General features: G+C 65.6%; 15 protein-coding genes and 1 tRNA gene. 1 reads left to right on the top strand and 15 read right to left on the bottom strand.

Going from position 1 to position 18,237, the window contains the following annotated elements:
• The 13 genes from hprK to SX243_09060 form a co-directional block, all read right to left on the bottom strand.
• A partial coding sequence (hprK, locus tag SX243_09120; protein MDY7093117.1) for an HPr(Ser) kinase/phosphatase occupies nt 1-832 on the bottom strand: 832 nt, incomplete at its 3' end.
• Entirely contained in the window at nt 832-1,290 is a 459-nt protein-coding gene (locus SX243_09115) for a PTS sugar transporter subunit IIA (GenBank protein ID MDY7093116.1), read from the bottom strand. The genes hprK and SX243_09115, both read right to left, overlap by 1 nt.
• 6 nt (nt 1,291-1,296) lie before the next feature.
• Entirely contained in the window at nt 1,297-1,854 is a 558-nt protein-coding gene (raiA, locus tag SX243_09110; GenBank protein ID MDY7093115.1) for a ribosome-associated translation inhibitor RaiA, read from the bottom strand.
• Nucleotides 1,855-1,923: 69 nt separating this feature from the next.
• Complete coding sequence (gene rpoN / locus SX243_09105) at nt 1,924-3,555, bottom strand: RNA polymerase factor sigma-54 (protein MDY7093114.1); 1,632 nt, start codon at nt 3,553-3,555, stop codon at nt 1,924-1,926.
• A 3-nt stretch (nt 3,556-3,558) separates the two neighbouring features.
• The gene (gene lptB / locus SX243_09100) at nt 3,559-4,302 is read right to left on the bottom strand and encodes an LPS export ABC transporter ATP-binding protein (GenBank protein MDY7093113.1); all 744 of its coding nucleotides are present in this window, start codon (nt 4,300-4,302) and stop codon (nt 3,559-3,561) included.
• Nucleotides 4,299-6,302: an LPS export ABC transporter periplasmic protein LptC gene (lptC, locus tag SX243_09095; protein MDY7093112.1), complete on the bottom strand. Its 2,004-nt coding sequence runs from the start codon at nt 6,300-6,302 to the stop codon at nt 4,299-4,301. The genes lptB and lptC overlap by 4 nt, the downstream gene beginning before the upstream one ends.
• A gap of 43 nt (nt 6,303-6,345) precedes the next feature.
• On the bottom strand, nt 6,346-8,064 hold the full coding sequence (recJ, locus tag SX243_09090) for a single-stranded-DNA-specific exonuclease RecJ (GenBank protein MDY7093111.1): 1,719 nt from the start codon (nt 8,062-8,064) through the stop codon (nt 6,346-6,348).
• Between the two features lie 11 nt (nt 8,065-8,075).
• Entirely contained in the window at nt 8,076-9,023 is a 948-nt protein-coding gene (locus tag SX243_09085) for an acetyl-CoA carboxylase carboxyltransferase subunit alpha (protein ID MDY7093110.1), read from the bottom strand.
• A gap of 39 nt (nt 9,024-9,062) precedes the next feature.
• A complete protein-coding gene (gene priA / locus SX243_09080; GenBank protein ID MDY7093109.1) occupies nt 9,063-11,531 on the bottom strand; it encodes a primosomal protein N' in 2,469 nt (822 codons plus the stop codon).
• 6 nt (nt 11,532-11,537) lie between these two features.
• Entirely contained in the window at nt 11,538-11,858 is a 321-nt protein-coding gene (locus tag SX243_09075) for a hypothetical protein (protein MDY7093108.1), read from the bottom strand.
• Between the two features lie 36 nt (nt 11,859-11,894).
• A complete protein-coding gene (locus SX243_09070; protein ID MDY7093107.1) occupies nt 11,895-12,500 on the bottom strand; it encodes a tetratricopeptide repeat protein in 606 nt (201 codons plus the stop codon).
• On the bottom strand, nt 12,497-13,336 hold the full coding sequence (locus SX243_09065; GenBank protein MDY7093106.1) for a hypothetical protein: 840 nt from the start codon (nt 13,334-13,336) through the stop codon (nt 12,497-12,499). Before SX243_09065 ends, SX243_09070 begins: the two co-directional genes overlap by 4 nt.
• A gap of 256 nt (nt 13,337-13,592) precedes the next feature.
• A complete protein-coding gene (locus SX243_09060; protein ID MDY7093105.1) occupies nt 13,593-14,117 on the bottom strand; it encodes a CarD family transcriptional regulator in 525 nt (174 codons plus the stop codon).
• Between the two features lie 370 nt (nt 14,118-14,487).
• Between SX243_09060 and SX243_09055 the strand changes: the two genes are divergently transcribed.
• Nucleotides 14,488-14,572: transfer RNA gene (locus SX243_09055), tRNA-Leu, on the top strand.
• Between the two features lie 135 nt (nt 14,573-14,707).
• Here SX243_09055 and SX243_09050 read toward each other — a convergent pair.
• Nucleotides 14,708-16,039 carry a tetratricopeptide repeat protein gene (locus SX243_09050; protein ID MDY7093104.1) on the bottom strand — a complete coding sequence of 444 codons (1,332 nt, stop codon included), beginning with the start codon at nt 16,037-16,039 and terminating at the stop codon, nt 14,708-14,710.
• A 571-nt stretch (nt 16,040-16,610) separates the two neighbouring features.
• Entirely contained in the window at nt 16,611-18,188 is a 1,578-nt protein-coding gene (locus SX243_09045; GenBank protein ID MDY7093103.1) for a TolC family protein, read from the bottom strand.
• Nucleotides 18,189-18,237: the final 49 nt, after the last annotated feature.

The following is an 18,237-nucleotide window of genomic DNA, read 5'->3' as shown; positions in this document are numbered from 1 at the left end:
TGCGTCCCATGGCCACTGGCATGCGGATGGAGGGACCGGGGACGTCGAGGAGTTTATAGAGGGTCTCGTCCAGACCCAAGCGGTCATAGACTTGGCCTTCCTGCCAATGCTCGAGCTCGATGACCAGATCGAGGGTCTTGCGTTCGCGCACCGCCGCCAGACCGAAGAGGTCCTGGACGTTGACGATGCCGAGACCGCGGAGCTCCATGTGGTGGCGCAGATTGCCTTCCGAGTACCCCACCAGATCGCCGCCGTGGTATCTCCGGATGGTCACCCGGTCGTCGGAGACCAGACTGTGGCCGCGGGTGATGAGGTCGAGAGCGACCTCGCTCTTGCCCACTCCACTCTCGCCGATGAGCAGGACGCCGAGGCCGTAGATTTCGATCATCACTCCGTGGACCCGGGTGCACGGGGTGAGGTGGTCTTCCAGAAAGTAGCTGATCTCCTTGATCACCCGCGACGACAGAGCCGGCGAGGACAGGATCGGCAGCTGGCGGTCCTGGCAGCAAGTGAGGAATTCTGGAAAGGGCTGAAGCCCCTTGGTGAGGACGAAGACCGGCACCGGCATCCCGGTGATGTGGGTGAAGCGCTCCAGGCGCTGCTCCGACGGCAGCGTCTTGAGATATTCGGTCTCGCTCTCGCCGATGATCTGGACCCGGCCCGGGCGGATGTAGGCGTAGTAGCCGGCGAAGGCCAGGCCGGGCTTTTGCACCCGTGGGTGAGTGATGCGGTTGTCCAGGTGGGACTCGCCGCTGAGCACCGACAGCTCCAGGTCCGCGAGCTCCTCGCCGAGAAGCTCACGGACCTCGACGGAGGCGGTGCTGTCCTCCATCAATCTTCCTCCGACTCCGCCAGCAGCCGGAAGATTTCCTCCGCCGCCGAAAGCTCGAGCATGCGGTCCACATGGTGGTCGGTCTTGAGCCAGCGGGAGAGGCTGGAAAGAGCCTTGAGATGCTCCGCCGGCTGCTTCTCCGGAGAGGCCACGAGAAAGAAGAGCCGCACCGGCTTGTTGTCGATGGCGCCGAACTCCACCGGCTCACTGCTCAAACCCACGGCCATCAGGACATTGTCCAGACGCTGCAGCTTGCAGTGGGGAATGGCGACGCCGTCGCCGATGCCGGTGGAGCTGAGGGCTTCTCGTTCGAGCAGTCGGTGATAGAGATTGTCCGCCTCCAGCTGGGGGGCGATGGCGGCCACCCGTTCTGCCAGGGCGCGCAGAACGGTGGGGCCGTCGGTGCCTGGGAGCTCCGAGAAGATGAGCTCCGGGCGGGTGAGGTTCTGAAGGTGCATGGGTCCCTACTGTCGGCCTGGCACGATGAGGCCGTAGTTCTCGTCGCTGCGCTTGTAGAGCACGCTGACCTCATTGTTGCCCGAGTCCCGGAAGACCACGAAGCTCATTTTGGCGGCGTCCAACTCCAGGGCCGCCTCGTCCAAGGTCATGGGCTTGATGGGCAGGTGCGTGGACTCGATGATCCGGGGAGTGGAGCCGGCGCTGACGCTCTCTCGATCGAGCACCTCCACCGGCCAGCGGTGGCCGTCCTGGACCACCCGGTCGGCGCGCCGACGGCGGTCGAGGAACTTCTTGCGCGACCGCCGGGCCTGCTTCTCGAGCTTGTCCGCCGCCAGGGAGACGGCGTCCTGCATCGAGCTCTGGGAGTCCTCCGCGGACTGTAGGACGCCGAAACGGTGGCTCAGGTGAAGGTCGGCATGGAAGCGGTTCTTCTCCTGCTCGAGGGTGATGCGCACCTCCACGGGCTCGTCCACGAAGCGCGCCACCTTGTCCAGGCGGGTAGCGCAGAAATCCTTGATCGCTTCGTTGAGATCGAAATGCTTGCCAACGTACTCGATGTTCATCGTTCTCCTCAGAGCTCCCTGGACAACCATCCGTCGCCTGGGGAGCCGTGGGTCATGAACCGCTGCAGATCAGAAGATCCTTTTGCGGTCGGTGGACGACGGGATGCCTAGCTCGTCGCGGTATTTGGCCACCGTCCGGCGGGCGATCTGAATGCCTTCGCGCTTGAGCACCCGCATCAATTCGCTGTCGGATAGGGGCTTCTTGGGATCCTCTTCATCGATCAAGTGCTTGATCTTGCGCTTGACCGTGAGGGAGGAAATATTCTCGCCGTACTCGCGGTCGATGCCGCTGTGGAAGAAGAACTTCAGCGGCAGCAGACCCCGAGGGGTGTGGATGTACTTATTCGCCACCACCCGGCTGACGGTGGATTCATGCATGCCGATGTCTTCCGCCACGTCTCGCAGCACCATGGGGCGTAGGTACTCGATCCCCCGCTCCAGGAACTCCTGCTGTTGCCGGACGATGGAGCTGGCTACCTTGTAGATGGTGCGCTGGCGTTGATCGAGACTCTTGATCAACCACATGGCGGAGCGGATCTTGTCTTTGATGTAGGCCTGGGCTTCGGCATCGTTGCCCTGGCTGCGCATCTTGCGCAACATGCGCCGATAGGCTTTGCTCACCCGCAAACGGGGCATGCCGTCGTCGTTGACCTGGATCACGTACTCGCCGCTGACCTTGACCACCACCACGTCGGGCTCGACGTATTGGGTGCGCTCGCTGGTGTATTGGCGACCGGGGCGCAGGTCGAGGGTCTTGATCAGCTCCACCGCCGGCTCCAGATGCTGGAGGTTGATGCCCAGGTCTTTGGCGATGCTGGGGTATTGGCGGCGTAGGAATTGATCCCAATAGTCCGCCAGCAAGATCCGGGCGAGGCGGTAGTTGCGCTCTTCGTCGGTCTCGTCTTCGGGAATCTCTTCCGCTTCCGGCTCAGCCTCTTCGGTCTCTCCCTCCGCCGCTTCCAGCTCGCCGTCTTCACCCTCACCGGCGGCTTGCTCCTCCGGCTCCTCCGGCTCCACATCAGCGGGATGGGGATCCAGCCCCGCTTCCTGGCGGCTGTGGGCGAGCTGCGCCAGCAGGCTCTCCTGCAGGTTGCGGCGGGCGATGCCCGGCGGATCCAGGGCCTGCACCAGCTTCACCGCCCGCTGAACCTCCGCGGTGGTGAAGGGCTCTTCTTCGTCGTCTTCGTCGAGGGGGGGCGCCGAGGCGAGGATCTCCTCGGCATTGGCCACCAGAAAACCGTCGGGCTCGAGGTTGCCGATGACCAGCTCCGCCAAAACCCGCTGGCGCGGAGAGATCTCCGCCATGTGAACTTGCCAGAGCAGGTGGTCGTAGAGGTCGGGATCGCGGGAGATGGTGTTCTCCAGCGGCGGCCCTTCCCGCACCTCGTGAGTGGAGGCGGTACCGGAGCCCTCCCAATAGTCGCTGAAGTAGGCGTCCAGGTCGATGTCTTCCATCGACTCGGCGTGATCGAGCTCGTCGTCGCGCTCCTTCTTCGAGTCGAGCTCGTCCAACGGCGAGCTCTCTTCTTCGGCGGAGATCTCCTGGGACTCTTCCAGGATGGGGTTCTCCACCATTTCCTGAGCGAGGACGCCCTGGAGCTCCATGCGCGTCATCTGCAGCAGCTTGATCGCCTGCTGCAGCGACGGCGTCATCACCAGCTTTTGGGCCAGCTTAAGAGATAGCTTCTGTTCTAAAGCCATGCGCTACAGACTGAATTCCTCGCCGAGGTATATCTTGCGCACCTGGGGGTCCGCGGACAGCTCCGCGGGGGTGCCGGATCGCAGGATCTCGCCGTTGTTGATGATATAAGCGCGATCGGTTATTTTCAATGTTTCCCGCACGTTATGGTCAGTTATGAGGACGCCGATGCCGACCTCTTTGAGGTGGCGAATGATGGTCTGAATGTCGAGGACTGCGATGGGGTCGATGCCCGCGAAAGGTTCGTCCAGAAGGATGTACCAGGGGTCGATGACCAGCGCTCGGGCGATCTCGACCCGTCGCCGCTCACCGCCGGAGAGAGCGTAAGCGGGAGTCTTGCGCACCTTGCCGAGACCGAAGTCGGCGATCAGCTGCTCGATGCGTCGCTCCTGCTCGCCGCGGGGGATGTCGAGGGTCTCGAAGATGGTGCGCAGGTTGTCCTCGACGCTCATCTTGCGGAAGACCGAAGGTTCCTGGGGCAAGTAGCTGATGCCGCGCTGGGCTCGCAGGTACATGGGCAGTTCGGTGATGTCCTCCTCGCCCAGATAAACCCGGCCACGGTCCGGAGGCGTCAAACCCACGGTCATATAGAAGGTGGTGGTCTTGCCGGCGCCGTTGGGCCCCAGCAGACCGACGATTTCGCCGGGGGCTACCTCGATGGATACCCGCTGCACCACCGCCCGGCCGCGGTAGACCTTCTCCAGGTCGGCGGTGAACAGATGCGGATATTCGGGGGTGGCTTCGCTCAACGCCCTTCCTCCCCCGACGCTTCGTCGGGCTTGGCGGAACGGAATTCCACCGTCCCCTGCTGCAGGCGGTAGACCAGCTCGCGGCCTTTGAGCTCGCTGCCCTCACGGTCCTTCATGATCACCGGATCGCCGTAGACTTCTACAATTTCCACCCCTGGATCATAGACGGCTCGGCTCCCCTCCACCACCCGTCCCTGGGCAGGATCTTCCAATCGTGCCGCGCCGGTGCAATTCAGGCGCTCCATGCCGCCGTCTTCCAACAAGTCGATTTGCGCCTCGTCGCAGGCCATCCGGTAGAGGCCGTCGTCTACCTTCACCTTGCCCTGGTAGACCAGCCGTTGGTTGGCGCCGTCGTAGTCGAAGCGTTGGGCGTCCACTTCCAGAGTATCCGCCTCGGTGCGCTGGCGCGCTTCCGGGTGCCACACCGTCTTGACGCCACCACTGGCTCGCAGCCGGTCACCGGCGCGGTTGACCTCCGCCTCCTGGGCCAGCAGCAGATCGCGGCCCCGCCAGGCGCGGACCGCACCGCGAAAAACGAAGAGATCCTCGTCCCGATGCCAGAAGGCTTCCTCGGAATCGACGTAGACTGGGCCCTCGCCGCTGTTGAGCAGCGGGCCGGGTACCGCCGAGCCTTGGGGTGAGCTGAGGACGGCCCGCACGCCGTCCTGGGCGTGGACCCGATTGTCCTCCCGCTGGAAGAGCACCCGGGGGGCCTTCAGCTCTCCCCGCTCCCCCAGCACCTGCACCGGTCCGCCGATGAACTCCGCCTCACCCTCGTTCATTCGCACTCGCGCCTGGTTGCTGGTGATGCGCACCGCTGCCTCGCGAAAATCCACCGCTTGATCTAGCCGCACGTCGCTGATGGCGCCGCTGGCGTCGACGGAGGCGGTGGCGCGCTCGGAGCGGGCCTCCCGCACCAGCTCGCCAGTGGGCTCCGGTCCGGCGAACTCCGCCATCCGCACCTGCCCTTCCGCCTGCACCGTTTCCAGCCCCTGGCCGGAGAAGCCCGAGTGGATCAGGTTGGCGGTGATGCGGCGCAGATGACCGGTGGCGGGATCGATGCTGCGCAGATCCGCCGGCTGCCCGGAGCCGCCCTCCAGCTCCAAGGATTGGATGTTCTCTCCCGACTCATCGAAGAGCGCCGCGAGACCGCCGGCGGAGTACTCCATACGGCCCGGTGGCGATTGGGGATCCTCCGGCGGCACCGAGAGGGCGCCGACCACCTGCCATTTGGCGCGCACGAAGCGCAGAACATCCGCATCGTCCGCCAGGTAGGCGATGAGGCGCAGGCATTCCAGCCAGTCGCCGCCGTGCTCCAGCCGCACGCCGCCCTCCGCCCGCAGCGTGCGCTCCGCCTGCTCCATGAAGCCCCGTTGGGCGGTGAGCTGCATCGGCACTTCGGCGCCGGGCATGCTGCGGATGGTCAGGTTCCCCTGCAGCAGGAAGAGCTCCGCCGGGATCTCCACCCGCATATTGTCGGCGCTGCCGCGCAGCTTCCCTTGATACTCGAAGCGCACCGGCACGGGGCTCAGAACCCGCTCCCCCTGCTCGCCGACGGTGAGCTCTTCGGTCCACAGCTCCAGCCCCCGGGGCCCGGTGAGGTGCACCTCGCCGGAAAGCTCCGCCGCCGCGGCGCCCTGATCGTAGGTGGCCTGCTGGCTGAGGGCTTGGAAGCTCTCGCCGTCGCGGCGGAAGAGCTCGATGGCCACATCCTCCAGGTGGGCCAAGCCCTCACGGTCGGCGCGGTAGGTAGCGCCGCGCACCCGGAAGACCTTGCGGTCGTCCTCGTATTGGGTGTAGTCGAAGCCCTTGGAGAGGGTCGTGACCTCTTCCTCCTCCGGCGGCAGGACTTCTTCCCGCGGTAGCTCCGTGGGGGACTGCAAGCCGGCCCGGCCAAAGTAGTAGAGGCCGATGAGGGCCATGGTCAGCAGAATGGCCAGGGTGAGGATGGTGCCCCGTAGGCGGACGAGGATCGGGACTTTGCGACGGGGGGCGGGCATGGCAGCTCCTGAGCCTACCGGAAATTCGGGCTCTTGGGGGGAATCATGCGGGACGGCAATCTACCAGCCGCAGGCAGGTCCCGCCGCGGTAGGTATCCCGTTCCAGATAGGCCAGGACTTCGAAGCGGCCGCTGAGATCCTCTTTGCGATCCTGCCAGGACCACCCCAGGAGGCGCACCTGGCCACCGCCGTCTCCCCGGGCCGGCGCCGACAGATGCCCGCGGCCGAAGAGTCGCGGCGGGGCTGCCAGACTCAGCGGGCCAATGCGCAGCAGCGGCTGGGGATTCTCCTGACCGAAGGGCTCCAGGGCCTCGAGCTCCTCCAGCAGCTCCTCCCCCACCTCCTCCGGTGTCAGGCTCAAGTCGTAGCGGCGACGGCGTTCGAGGACTTCCGGCCCCCACTCTTCTCCGGCTTCCTGCCACTCGTTGCGGAGCTCTTCCAGGGCGTCCATGCGAGCGGTCAGTCCGATGGCCTGGGAGTGACCGCCGAAGCGTTCCATGCGAGGCCGCCAGCGCGCCAGAAAGTCGTGCAGGTGCACGTTGCGAATGCTCCGCCCGGAGCCGGTGGCGGTCTCCCCCTCGACGCTCAGCAAGATCGAGGGGCGGTGGAATTCCCGCGCCAGCCGGCCGGCGGCGATGCCCACCACTCCGCGGTGCCAATCCGGGCTCCAAGCTGCGATCACCGGCGGCAGGGAGGGCAGGTCGAGAACCATCTGGCGGGCCTCTTCCACCACCTTCATCTCCTCGTCCTGACGGCGGCGGTTCCAATCGTCGAGCTGCCGTGCCAGAGCGGCGGCGCGCTGGCGATCCCGGCAGAGCAGGAGCTCGAGAGCGGTGTCGGCGGTGTCCAGGCGGCCGGCGGCGTTGATGCGCGGACCGAGGCGGAACCCGACGTCGACGGCGGTGATGGGCAGCTTGAGACCGGATTGGCGCATCAGGGCCTGGAGGCCCGGCCCCACCGAGCGAGTTTCGCTCAAGGCCCGCAGACCGAGGGCGGCGATGACCCGATTCTCCCCCACCAGGGGCACGAGATCCGCGATGGTCCCCAGACAGGCGATGCGCAGCAGGGCCGGCAAGGGCAGTGGACGCTCGACGCGCTGGGCCAGGGCCAGGGCCAGCTTGAGCGCCAGGCCGGCGCCGGAGAGCTCAGGGAAGGGATAGTCGCAGTGGGACTGTTTGGGATTGATCTGCACCGTGCCCTCGGGCAGCGGCTGGTCGGGCAGGTGGTGGTCCGTCACCACCACCTCGAGCCCCGCTTCCCCGGCGGCGCTGACCGCGGCCTGGGACGTGGTTCCGCAGTCGGCGGTGACGATGAGCCGGCAGCCGGCGGCGGCGGCCCGTTCCACGTGCACCGGCTGAAATCCATAACCCTCACTCATCCGCCGCGGCAGGATCGTTTCCACGCCCAAGCCGCAGGCTTCGAAAACCGCGCTGAGGAGCGCCGCAGCGGTGACGCCGTCGACGTCGTAATCTCCGACGATGGCGACCTTGGCTCCCTCCTCCCGCATCGCCAGCAGGCGTTCCACCGCGGCGTCCATGCCGGCGAGGAGGAAGGGGTCGTGGAGGTGGTCGGGAGTGGGGGTGAGGAAGCGGCGGGCGGAGTCCGGATCCTCCAGTCCCCGCCGTGCCAGCAGCGGTGCCAGCCGCGGCGGAATCCCCGCCTGCACCAGGTCGCGAGCAGCTTCGGGAACCTCGGCGGCATCCCAACGGCATGCGTTGGCGGGGGCAGCCGGCGAGGGGGAAGCGCCGGAACGAGAGGACACGGGAGGCCGCCTCAGCGATGCACGCCGAGGCGGCGGAACTTGGCTCTGCGGGCGCGGATGAGCTGCTCCGGCTCGACCTGGGACAGCTCGTTGAGGATCTCTTCCAGTCGATCCCCAACGCGCAGGGCGGTGACCTGGGGGTCGGTGTGGGCGCCGCCGGCGGGCTCCGGGATCACCTCGTCCACCACCTCCAGCTGGCGCAGGTCCGGCGCGGTGAGCTTGAGGGCTTCCGCAGCGTCCGCCTTGCGCGCCTGGTCTTTCCACAGGATGGCGGCGCAGCCCTCCGGAGAAATCACCGAGTAGGTGGCGTATTCGAGCATCAGAACGCGATCTCCGATGCCCAGGGCGAGAGCTCCTCCGCTGCCCCCCTCACCGGTGATGGTGGCCACCAGGGGCACCCGCAGGCTAGCCATCTCCACCAGGTTGCGGGCGATGGCCTCCGCCTGCCCCCGCTCCTCGGCGCCGATGCCGGGATAGGCCCCGGGGGTGTCGATGAAGGTCAGGATGGGGCGGCGAAACTTCTCCGCCAGCTGCATCACCCGCAGGGCCTTGCGATAGCCCTCGGGGCGCGGCTGGCCGAAGTTGCGGCGGATGCGGGATTTGGTGCTGCGCCCCTTCTGATGACCGATCACCGCCACGGTGCGGCCGCGAAAGCGGGCGAAGCCGGAGACCAGAGCGGGATCGTCGGCGAAGGCCCGGTCGCCGTGGATCTCCACCCACTCGTCCATCAACCGCTCAATGTAGTCCAGGGTGTGGGGCCGGTCCTGGTGCCGTGCCACGAGGGTCTTCTGCCAGCGGCCGAGGTTGCTGTAGACCTCCGCCGTCTTGCGGCCGAGCTCTTTGCGCAGGCGGTCGATATCTTTGCTGTGACCGCTCCCTTCGGGATAAGCCTCCAACTCCTCGATCCGCCGCCGTAACTCGACCAGGGGCTCTTCGAACGCATACTCCGGGGACTGCATGGGAGCGAAGCTTATAGACGCCGCGGGGGGGAGTCAAACCTAGAGCAGATCCTGCGGATCCACATCCACCACCAGGTCGCTGTCGGGCTTGGACGGCAGCACCGCCTCCAGCAGGCGACGGAGCTTTTGGCTCGATGGATCCCGCAGCAGGAGCTGGAAGCGCCACTTGCCCCGGAGCTTTTCCAGCGGTGCCGGGGCCGGGCCGGCGATGCGCACGCCGCGGGCCAGGGGATGGGCGTGAATCTTCCGCGAGAGCTCCGCCATGCGGGCTTCTCCCCGTTCTCGCTGACTGTCCCGCAGGAGCAGCTGGACCATGCGGGTGTAGGGCGGGTAGTGGAAGATGCGCCGGAAGCGTAGCTCCTCGGCGGCGAAGCCGGCGTCGTCATGGTCCAAGGCGGCGCGTACGGCGTAATGGTCCGGGTGGTAGGTCTGCACCACCACCTTTCCCGGCCGCTCGCCGCGGCCGGCGCGGCCGGCGAGTTGAACCAGCAGATTGTAGGTGCGCTCCACCGCACGGAAATCCGGGAAGCCGAGATAGCTGTCCGCAGCCATCACAGCGGTCAGAGCCACGTCGGGGAAATGGTGCCCCTTGGCGACCATCTGGGTTCCCAGCAGCACCTGCGCCTGGCCGCTGGCGAAGCGCTCCAACACCGCCGCGGCGCCCCCCCGCCGGCGCACCGTGTCGCGGTCCAGCACCACCGCCGGCACCTGCGGGAAAAGCTCCTGGAATTGCTCCTCCAGACGCTCCGTACCCGTGCCGATGGGCTCCAAGGCCTCGGCGTCGCACTCCGGACACTGGCGCGGCGCCGCCCGCCGCGAACCGCAGTAGTGACAGACCAGCATGCCCTCCCGCCGGTGATACGTCCGGGGCAGGCCGCAATCGTCGCAGCGCATGTCCTCGCCGCAGGCGCGGCACAGCAGCACCGGCGAATAGCCCCGGCGGTTGCGCAGCAGGATGATCTGGGAACCGTCCGCCAACGCCTGCTCCATCTCATCCCGCAGCCGCTGGGAGAAGACGACTTGCCCCGGCCGCCGCGGAGCGCCCTCGGCCTTGAGGTCCACCAGGACTCCCTCTGGCAGCGAGCCACCGCCGGCGCGTTGGGTCAGTTGGAGGGGTTGGAAACGACCGCGTTCGGCGTTGAGGCGGCTCTCCAGGCTCGGAGTGGCGGAGACCAGGACCACCGCGGCGTCGGCGTCCCGGCCACGCACCAGAGCCAGGTCTCGGCCGTGGTAACGGGGGGTGGTGTCCTGCTTGTAGGCCGAGTCCTGTTCCTCGTCCACCACCACCAGGCCGAGGTCCGTCACCGGTGCGAAGATGGCGGAGCGCGGTCCCAGCACCACCGGCGCATCTCCTTCCCGGATGCGCTGCCACTCCTGCTGACGCTCGCTGCCGCCGAGGGTCGAATGGAGCAACGCCAGACGCTCGCCGAAGCGCTGGCGCACCGCCCGGGCCAGAGCCGGCACCAGGGCGATCTCGGGAACCAGCAGGATGGCGCTTCGGCCCTGCTCGAGGGTCGCCTCCACCGCCCGCAGATAGACCTCCGTCTTGCCGGCGCCGGTCATTCCCTGGAGTAGGAAGGGTTGATAGGTGCCTCCGGTGACAACGCCGGTGATGGCTTCCACCGCGGTGGCCTGATCCGGGCGCAGCACGAAGCGCTCTCTCCCTTCCTCGGGACTCAGGACATGGCGATCCAGGGACAGGCGCTCCGCCTGGGTGAACTTTCGCAGCACGCCGAGATTCACCAGCCGCCGCAGCACGCCGACGCCGCAGCCCACCGTTTCGGTGATCTCCGTGCCGGTGGCGGGACGCCCCAGGGCGTCGAGGAAGTCCACTACTTCCACCGCCGGCTTGGAACGACCACAGGCTTCGCGCTGGACGGCCCGATCTCCCGGCGGCAGCTCGTAGGCGGTAATGAAGCGCCCTCCCCGCCGGCCGGGATCCTCCATCGCCACCCGGCCAGCGGCCACCAAGGCTTCCAGCACCGGGCCTATCGGAGCGAGGGAGCCGTCCCGTAGCTGCGGCCCTAGATGGGCGTGGAGCCGGCTGGTGGTGGTGGTGCCGAGCTCCAGCAATCCCTCCACCACCGCCGCTTCCGCGGGGTTTCGGGGCGGTGCCAGTGCGCCGGCGTCGGTGAGCCGAAGCCGCCGCTGTCCCCACCCCGGCAGCTTCGCCGGCAGTACCGCGCGCAAGACTTCGCCCAAGGGGGCCAGATAGTACTCGGCGGTGAACCGGGCGAGCTCCAGGAGGTTCTCCGGCAACACCGGAGCTTCGTCCACCAGATCCTCCACCGGGCGGATCTTGACTCCCTCCGGAGCGGCGTCGGGAAAGCCGACGATGACGCCGGTGAGGCGCCGCTTCCCCACCCGCACCCGCACCCGCATCCCGGCCTCGGCGAGGCCTACGAAGCCCGCGGGCAAGGAATACGTCAGTGCTTGGGGCAGGGGGACGGGAACGGCGACGGCCACCAGCCGGTGGTCACCGTTCGCCGCGCTATCGCGGACGTTCACGACCGGCTAAGAACCTGTGGCCGCCGCCCGCTGGCGGCAGTCGTCGGAGCAGAAATGAGGGTGTTCCCGAAATGGACCCGGGGGCCGTGGGAAGTGCACGCCGCATTGGGCGCACTGCACCAATTCCCGGGCCTTGGTCTCCTGGCCGGCGGAAGCCCGAGAGCTCCGGGAGGAGGTACCCGTCGAGCTCTGGTGGGCTCTGCCGCGGGAACCTACGCGGCCGCCGGAACGGGAACCGCCAAGGGTGCGGACGATACCGATGAGCAGGCGGGTGGAAAGCTCGAAGAGGATCCACAACAGGATCAGGAGCAGGATCCAACGCAACATCGCTCGCCTACCAATCCGGCATCGGCCTTGGGGGGCTCAACCGGCCTGCCGCCGGCGATCCAGCTCCGCCTCGAGGCGCTGGAGATCGGGATCGTTGGGGCGCATCCCCCGCATCTCCTCCACCACCTCACCGGCGGCGTCCAAATCTCCGACGTCGATACCCAGGACGATGGCCTTGTTGAAGCGCGCCAGCCAGTGGTCCGGATCGGCCTCCAGAGCCCGGTCCAGGGTGGCGATGGCGGCGTCCAGATCTCCCATGGCCCGATGCGACAGACCGAGGTCGATGAGCACGTTGGGGTCGTCCCCTTCGATTTCCAGATAGCGCTCGTAGAGCTCGGCGGCGCGCTGCCAATTGCCGATGTCGAAGTTGGCGTTGCCCAACTCCCGGGCGGCGGCGGAATCCTGGGGATCCTGGGCCACCCGGCGCTGGAGCTCGGCGATGCGCGCTACCGGAGCGCCGCCGCCGGCCGGGGCGCTCTGGGAAGCTCCGGGAGCGCTGGCACCGGGCTGGGCAGTGGCCTCAGCCGCTCCGTGGACCCGTAGCGGAGGCTGCACCTCCGCCATACGTTCTTCCAGCAAGTAGCCAGCGATGAAGCCGATGAGGGCGCCGATAACGAGAAAGAGTAGATTGTCGCGGGTCACGGTGATTCCTCTTGATCCTCAGATTCTCCCACGGCACGCCGCGGCTCGATCTTTTCTCCTCGGAAGGTGCCGCGCACCGGGCCGCCGCTGGACAGCTCCATGGCCGTCCAAGTGCCGCGGAACGTCCGCCGGGCGGCGTCCACTTCCCCTTCCCAAATGCTGTCGAAGCCGCGACGGGAGTCAACCCGTTCGAGGCGTAGCCGACCGCCGCTGTAGGTCCCCCGCATGGAGCCGCTGCTGCCGTCCTCCATCGCGTAAGTGCCGGAGACCAGGGTACCGTTGAGCTGCAGCGTCAGCACGCCCTCGGCGTCCTCTGGGCCACCCTCCAGCTCCCAGCGACCGCTGAGGGGATCCACCCGCACCGCGAGGGCTCCCCCCAACGCCACGATGCGCTCCGACAGCAGAGCAGTGCGGCGCAGGCGGTCGTAGATCCGCTGGCGGATCTCCCGGGTCAGAGCGTCGCTAGCATTGCGCTGCACCAACGCTTCGGCGTAGGTATTCTCCAGGGCTTCGAAGCTCAGCACGCTGACCTCTCGCCCTTCGATCTCTCCGTCGATGGCCGCCAGCGCCTCCTCCACCTCGGTCATGGCCTGCGCCTGACGGCTGCGGGCCTCGGAGTAGAGACGAAGGTCTTCAGCCAACAACTCCCGCTCCATCTCCAGCTCGGCGATCAGGAAGTCCAGCAGGCTCTGGGCTGACGCCACCGGCGCAGCGAAGAGCGCGGCGGAGCAAATCAGAGTTAGAGCGAGCCCGGCGATGGGACGGCGGTAGTTCATGGCGCGGTGATTGTAGCGTGGGTCGAGGGGCCGGGACCAGGGAGGGTGGGCGATGGACATCGGATGGATCTCGTTTGAGTCGGTGGATGGGGAACCGGCGGTGCGTCGAAACCACCTCGGCGGCAGGATCTGATCGGGGACTGCGACCCCATGGCTCTGACTTTTTTACGGCTCCCACCCTCGAAACGTCACTTCGCCAAGGGCCTGGCTCGACTTTCACCGAGGGCTGCTAGCAGAAAGGCCGCCCGCTGAGGGGCGGCCTGAAAACTGCTGAGGACCGGGGGTCCGGAAAGAGCCTTTCCGGAGGAAGAGGCTATTAGCTCGCCGCTTTGATGGCCTGGCTGCGCTTGGCCAGACTCGACTCCAACGCCTCCTCCACCTGGGTGAGGGCTTCGTCCTCGGTGAGATCGCGGACATGGGCGACCTCGCTGACGATGAAGTACTTGGCGCGCTCGAACATCTTCTTCTCGCGGAAGGAGAGGCTCTTCTTCTCGCTCACCAGCCGCAGGTTCTTGAGCACCTCGGCGACGTCGGTGAGGTGACCGGTCTTCATCTTGTCCAGATTCTGCTTGTACCGGCCTTTCCAATCCTTGTAGGTGTCGATATTGCCGTCCTCGAGGATGGCGAATAGATTCTTGATCTCTTTGGCATCGCAGAGGGGCCGCAGCCCCACCAGCTCCAGGTTGCCCTCGGGGACCATTACCTTGGAGTCGTTGGACAGCATGCGAAGGTGGTAGTAGGTCTGCTCGATGCCGTCAATGGTGCCCTTTTCGATCTTCTCGACGACGCTGACACCGTGGCTGGGGTAAACCACCTTCTGTCCGACCTTGAATGAAACCAATGGGCTCTCCTATCGTTGAACGCTGACCCCTGAGTCGGCCCCAGCCCTCGGGGAGTGTCCGCCGAAGCGGTCTTGCTGCATCAGGCTTTGCGGAGCTATTCCCACGGAGGTCAGGCCTGCTAGACTCTCATTGCTGGATAGAGGGTGCCGGCAAGAGGAAGCCGGCCGGTAGCAAGTACCGTCCATGGAAATGGCGGAATGCTCAGGGATGATGGTTGGCTGATTCGGGCTAAGTGTAAGCAGCAGCATCGCTTAGACCTGTTATAGTACACTACCCAAGGGGAGCTTGTCAAGCTAAGGCCGATCTGGCTCTACCCTTCGAACCGGTTGACAGGCACTCACCAGCCGCCTAGGATTCGACCCATCCCACGCCGGAGTGGCGGAATTGGCAGACGCAGGGGACTCAAAATCCCCCGCCTTCGGGCTTGAGGGTTCGAGTCCCTCCTCCGGCACCAGTCTTTCTCCATCTCGTACCGTCTCTCGAGGTCTTCCCCTCCCCCACCCCCGTCGAGATTCTCGGCCCCAAAATGAGAAAACCCACCGCCGAAGCGGTGGGCTCGAGAGATTCGATGAGGTGATCCGAGGAGCGATCAGCCGCCGGCGATTCTCCACCGCCGAGGATCGGAGAGGTTGCTCTTGAGCTCCTGGATCCACCGCACGGTCGCCCGCTGAGTGTGGGCGGCGCGCTGGAAGAGGAGCAGCGAAGCATAGGTATCCCGGGGCACGTTGAGAGGCTCGAGCAACCGCAAGGCGTCGTGAGCCAGATGCTGCACCGGCACCGCATCCCCCTGATGCGCAAAGGCGAGAGCCAAATCAAGGGCCGCGAGAGCGGTGTTGTGGGCCTCTCCCAGCTCAGCAAAGCCGGTGTAGACCACCCCCAGCGTCTCCGCGGCCTCCTGGTAACGCTTCAGCTCACTGAGAACTAGGCCTAGGCGCCAGTAGCCAAATAGGCGGAGCCGCCGGGTCGGAAACTCCTCCACCGGGAAGGCGCGAAGAATCTCTAGAGCAGCTTCAGGTTTGCCAGCCTCTGCGGTGTAAAGAGCGAGCGTAGTCTGAACCATAGGCTCGAGCATGGGTTCACCATTAAAGTCCAAGAGTTCCAAACTAGATCGCAGGACCTTGGCAGCTTCGACGGCATCGCCCTGATCTCGATAAATGAGAGCCAAGCTGACGAGGCATCGACCACTCCTATGGTGATCTCCCAGCCGGCGGTAGATGCGGAATGCCTCGCGCACAGAATCAATGGCCTCGTCGAAATGCCGCTGATCTCTCAACAGGGATCCCTCGAGGTGGAGAATCTCCGCCAGACTCAGAGGATCTCCCGTACCCGTCTCGAGCTTTGCATAAGCCTGCTGAAAGTGGGTCCTAGCCTCACCGTATTGCCCCTTCAGCCGGTTCGCATTTGCCAAGTGAGCCTCTGTCCTGGCTTCTAGATCGCTTCGGATACTTGGGGCCAAGCTGGAAACCGTTCCGATCTCATCGATGACAGATCGCACGATCAGGCCAGCCTGATGGACCTCCGGAGGATCCATCAACGACATAGACTGTACTTGCTCCAAGAGCTCTTGCAGGAGGCGCGGATCTCGGAAGGTTTGGGGCTCGCGGCGTATGCGCTCGCGGGCTTCATCGACGGTTAGCTCTAAGAGCTCCGTCGCGAGCCGCTGATTTGTCACTGCGTCTTCCACGTTGGCGGCAGTCTTGTGCTCTAAGGCTCTTTCCAGGGCTATCCGCATGCTGGCGGAATAATCCACGGAAGCCTGTCTCTTGGGAGCGTTGGCCTCCTGGAATCGGGCCAGTGCCTCTCTGCACTCTTCGCATCCAGTCAGCAGATGAGCTGACAGCCTCCTCAACGTCTCGGGTCTATTCGACTTGTCCGTTAGGAGGCCTTGAAGCTCAGAGTCCGTGAAGTGGTTGTTGTTCATAGTCCTGGCCTTACTGATGATTCAATAGTAATGAACTGACAAAAAATGAAGAAGCCATCAGCCGAGGATTGACATCCGATCACTCTCAAAGAGGTGCTCGTTGCCGCCCTTTGTCTGCAAGACGACATCATGTCGTTCTGCCACTAGCCGTTGGGATCAAAACCCGGGCCTGCATCCCCTCCTGGGTCCGTGCCATCGAGCGAATTCTGTCCCCCAAAGATCCACGCGTGCAGTTCCAGAAGCCAATCCCACATCTCTGTACTCCCTTACGGTCTGGTTGAGACGGGCAGTTGTCTAAACAACCGTTCCCCAGTGTATAGGTGCACTCAGATGGCAAAAGCGTGTCAAGTTCGATAACTTTTTTTATATTGAACCTGATGCATATGCTTTCGATCGAATGGATCTCTCCTCCAAGCACATACCCGCCAGGGCCCGGCAAGGGCCTGTTGTGGGGCTCTCCAGCGACCATACAAAAACCCCGGGAGGCCATGATGGCTCCTCCCGGGGCTGCTGGATTTGCGTGCGAGCATAATCGCTCGCGGCGCGGGGTTTGCAGAGGCTTCAGGCCCTCCTACTCTTCGACGTCGTCGATCTCGATGTCGTGGGTCGCGAGCAGCTGACCAATGGCCCGGTAGTAGTCTGCCAGGCGGGTGCGATAGTTGGTCACCGCCTGCACCTCGGCACTCTGGGCGGCGGAAAGGTCTTCCTGAATCTGCAGTACCTGGAAGCTGGTGGACATGCCGTTTTCGAAGCGCTTGCGCTCCGCTTCCAGGCTCTTCTCCTGGGCCCGGCTGGAGGCCCGGGCTGCGTCCACCTGACGGGCCGCCGCCTCCAGCTGGCGCACGGCGCTGCGCACGTCGGTGATCACTTCCTGCTCGGTTTGGGAGAGCTGCACTCGCCCCTGCTCCAACGCCAGATCCGCCACTGCGCTCTGGGCGCGGGCGGTACGGTTTTGCAGCGGGATACCGAACTCGACCACCGCCTGCCAGCCGGTGAAGTCGAAGGCGGTCGTGCTGTCGTTGGCGGAACTGTAGCTGGTGCCGATGCCGGAAGTGTTGTAGCGCACCTCGAGGTCGAGGCGCGGCAGCTTCTGGCGTTGGAAGTAATCCGAGTCGAGCTGCAGCCGATCGACGATCAGCTGACCGCGCTGCAGCTCGGACCGATTCTCCAACGCCACGTCGATGGCCTTCGCCAGGTCGACATCCTCCACCTCGGTACCGGCGGGATCGGTCTCCGGAACCACCTCCAGATCCCAAGAAGTGCCGCCGTCGACGTTGAGCAGCCGAAGCAGCTCGTCGGCGGCGTCGCCGACGGCAGCCCGGTCGCGAATGATGTCACCTTCCCGGCGGGCGATACCGGCTTCGCTCTGCACCAGCTCGAAGGGAGCCAGAGTGCCGACGTCGACGCGGATGCGGTTGCGCTCGTGGAGCTCGCGGGCGAGATCCAGGCTCTCCTGGGACACCTGCAGCTGCTTGCGCGCCTGCACCAGGTTCCAGTAGGCGTTCTCCACCTGCTGCACCGTGGAGATGACCTGCTGCTCGAATTCCTCCAGGCTGATGGCGCTGTTGGTGCGGGCCACCAACAGGGAGCGCTCCGTAGCCAGCCGCCCGAAGTTGCGCAGCAGCGGCTGGTTGAGGATGAACCGCGCGTCGGTGCTGTACTCCGGATTGATCTCCCGGAAGGAGTCGTTGGATTCGAATCGGCCACCGTTGAGTTGCAGCGTGGCGGTACCGCCGAAGACGGTCAGCTGGCTGATCCGAAAGGTGTAGTCCTGGAGCGAGTCCTCACGAACGTCAGCACCGTCCAGCTCGGAAGCGCTGGGAGAGGTCTCGTCGTTGAGGACCGCCGTGCCGGCCAGAGTGAGATCGTAGATGCCCAGCTCCTGGCGAATCAGCTCGCGGGTCTGCGCCCGGTCGTAGCGCTGAGCGATGAGGGCGAGATTCCGGCGCAGGGCGATCTCCACCGCCTCGTCGAGGGTCATGTAGAGCTGCTCGTCGTCGGTGCGCAGCTCGACCCCCTGGGGCGTGGAATCCGGCTGCTGGTGTAGCTGCAGAACCTCCGCCCACGCCGGGAGCACGGCGAAGACGGCCAGCGGGGCCCAGGCGAGCCAGCGATGGCGGCGCAGAGCGCTCGTCAACAGGGAAATCATGGATGCTTCCTCCTCCATTCAGAAAGATGTCGCGGAGATCGCTTGGTCG

Source organism: Acidobacteriota bacterium (assembly GCA_034211275.1).
GTDB lineage: Bacteria > Acidobacteriota > Thermoanaerobaculia > Multivoradales > JAHZIX01 > JAGQSE01.
Note: the sequence above shows the minus strand (reverse complement) of the source record. Positions and strands in the feature narration are given on the sequence as shown.

Excerpts from the sequence above, each read along its gene's own strand:
- SX243_09050 (MDY7093104.1), bottom strand. The coding sequence starts at position 16,039 with ATGAACAACAACCACTTCACGGACTCTGAGCTTCAAGGCCTCCTAACG.
- SX243_09085 (MDY7093110.1), bottom strand. The coding sequence starts at position 9,023 with ATGCAGTCCCCGGAGTATGCGTTCGAAGAGCCCCTGGTCGAGTTACGG.
- rpoN (MDY7093114.1), bottom strand. The coding sequence starts at position 3,555 with ATGGCTTTAGAACAGAAGCTATCTCTTAAGCTGGCCCAAAAGCTGGTG.
- raiA (MDY7093115.1), bottom strand. The coding sequence starts at position 1,854 with ATGAACATCGAGTACGTTGGCAAGCATTTCGATCTCAACGAAGCGATC.
- lptC (MDY7093112.1), bottom strand. The coding sequence starts at position 6,302 with ATGCCCGCCCCCCGTCGCAAAGTCCCGATCCTCGTCCGCCTACGGGGC.
- SX243_09075 (MDY7093108.1), bottom strand. The coding sequence starts at position 11,858 with ATGTTGCGTTGGATCCTGCTCCTGATCCTGTTGTGGATCCTCTTCGAG.
- SX243_09045 (MDY7093103.1), bottom strand. The coding sequence starts at position 18,188 with ATGATTTCCCTGTTGACGAGCGCTCTGCGCCGCCATCGCTGGCTCGCC.
- SX243_09115 (MDY7093116.1), bottom strand. The coding sequence starts at position 1,290 with ATGCACCTTCAGAACCTCACCCGCCCGGAGCTCATCTTCTCGGAGCTC.
- SX243_09065 (MDY7093106.1), bottom strand. The coding sequence starts at position 13,336 with ATGTCCATCGCCCACCCTCCCTGGTCCCGGCCCCTCGACCCACGCTAC.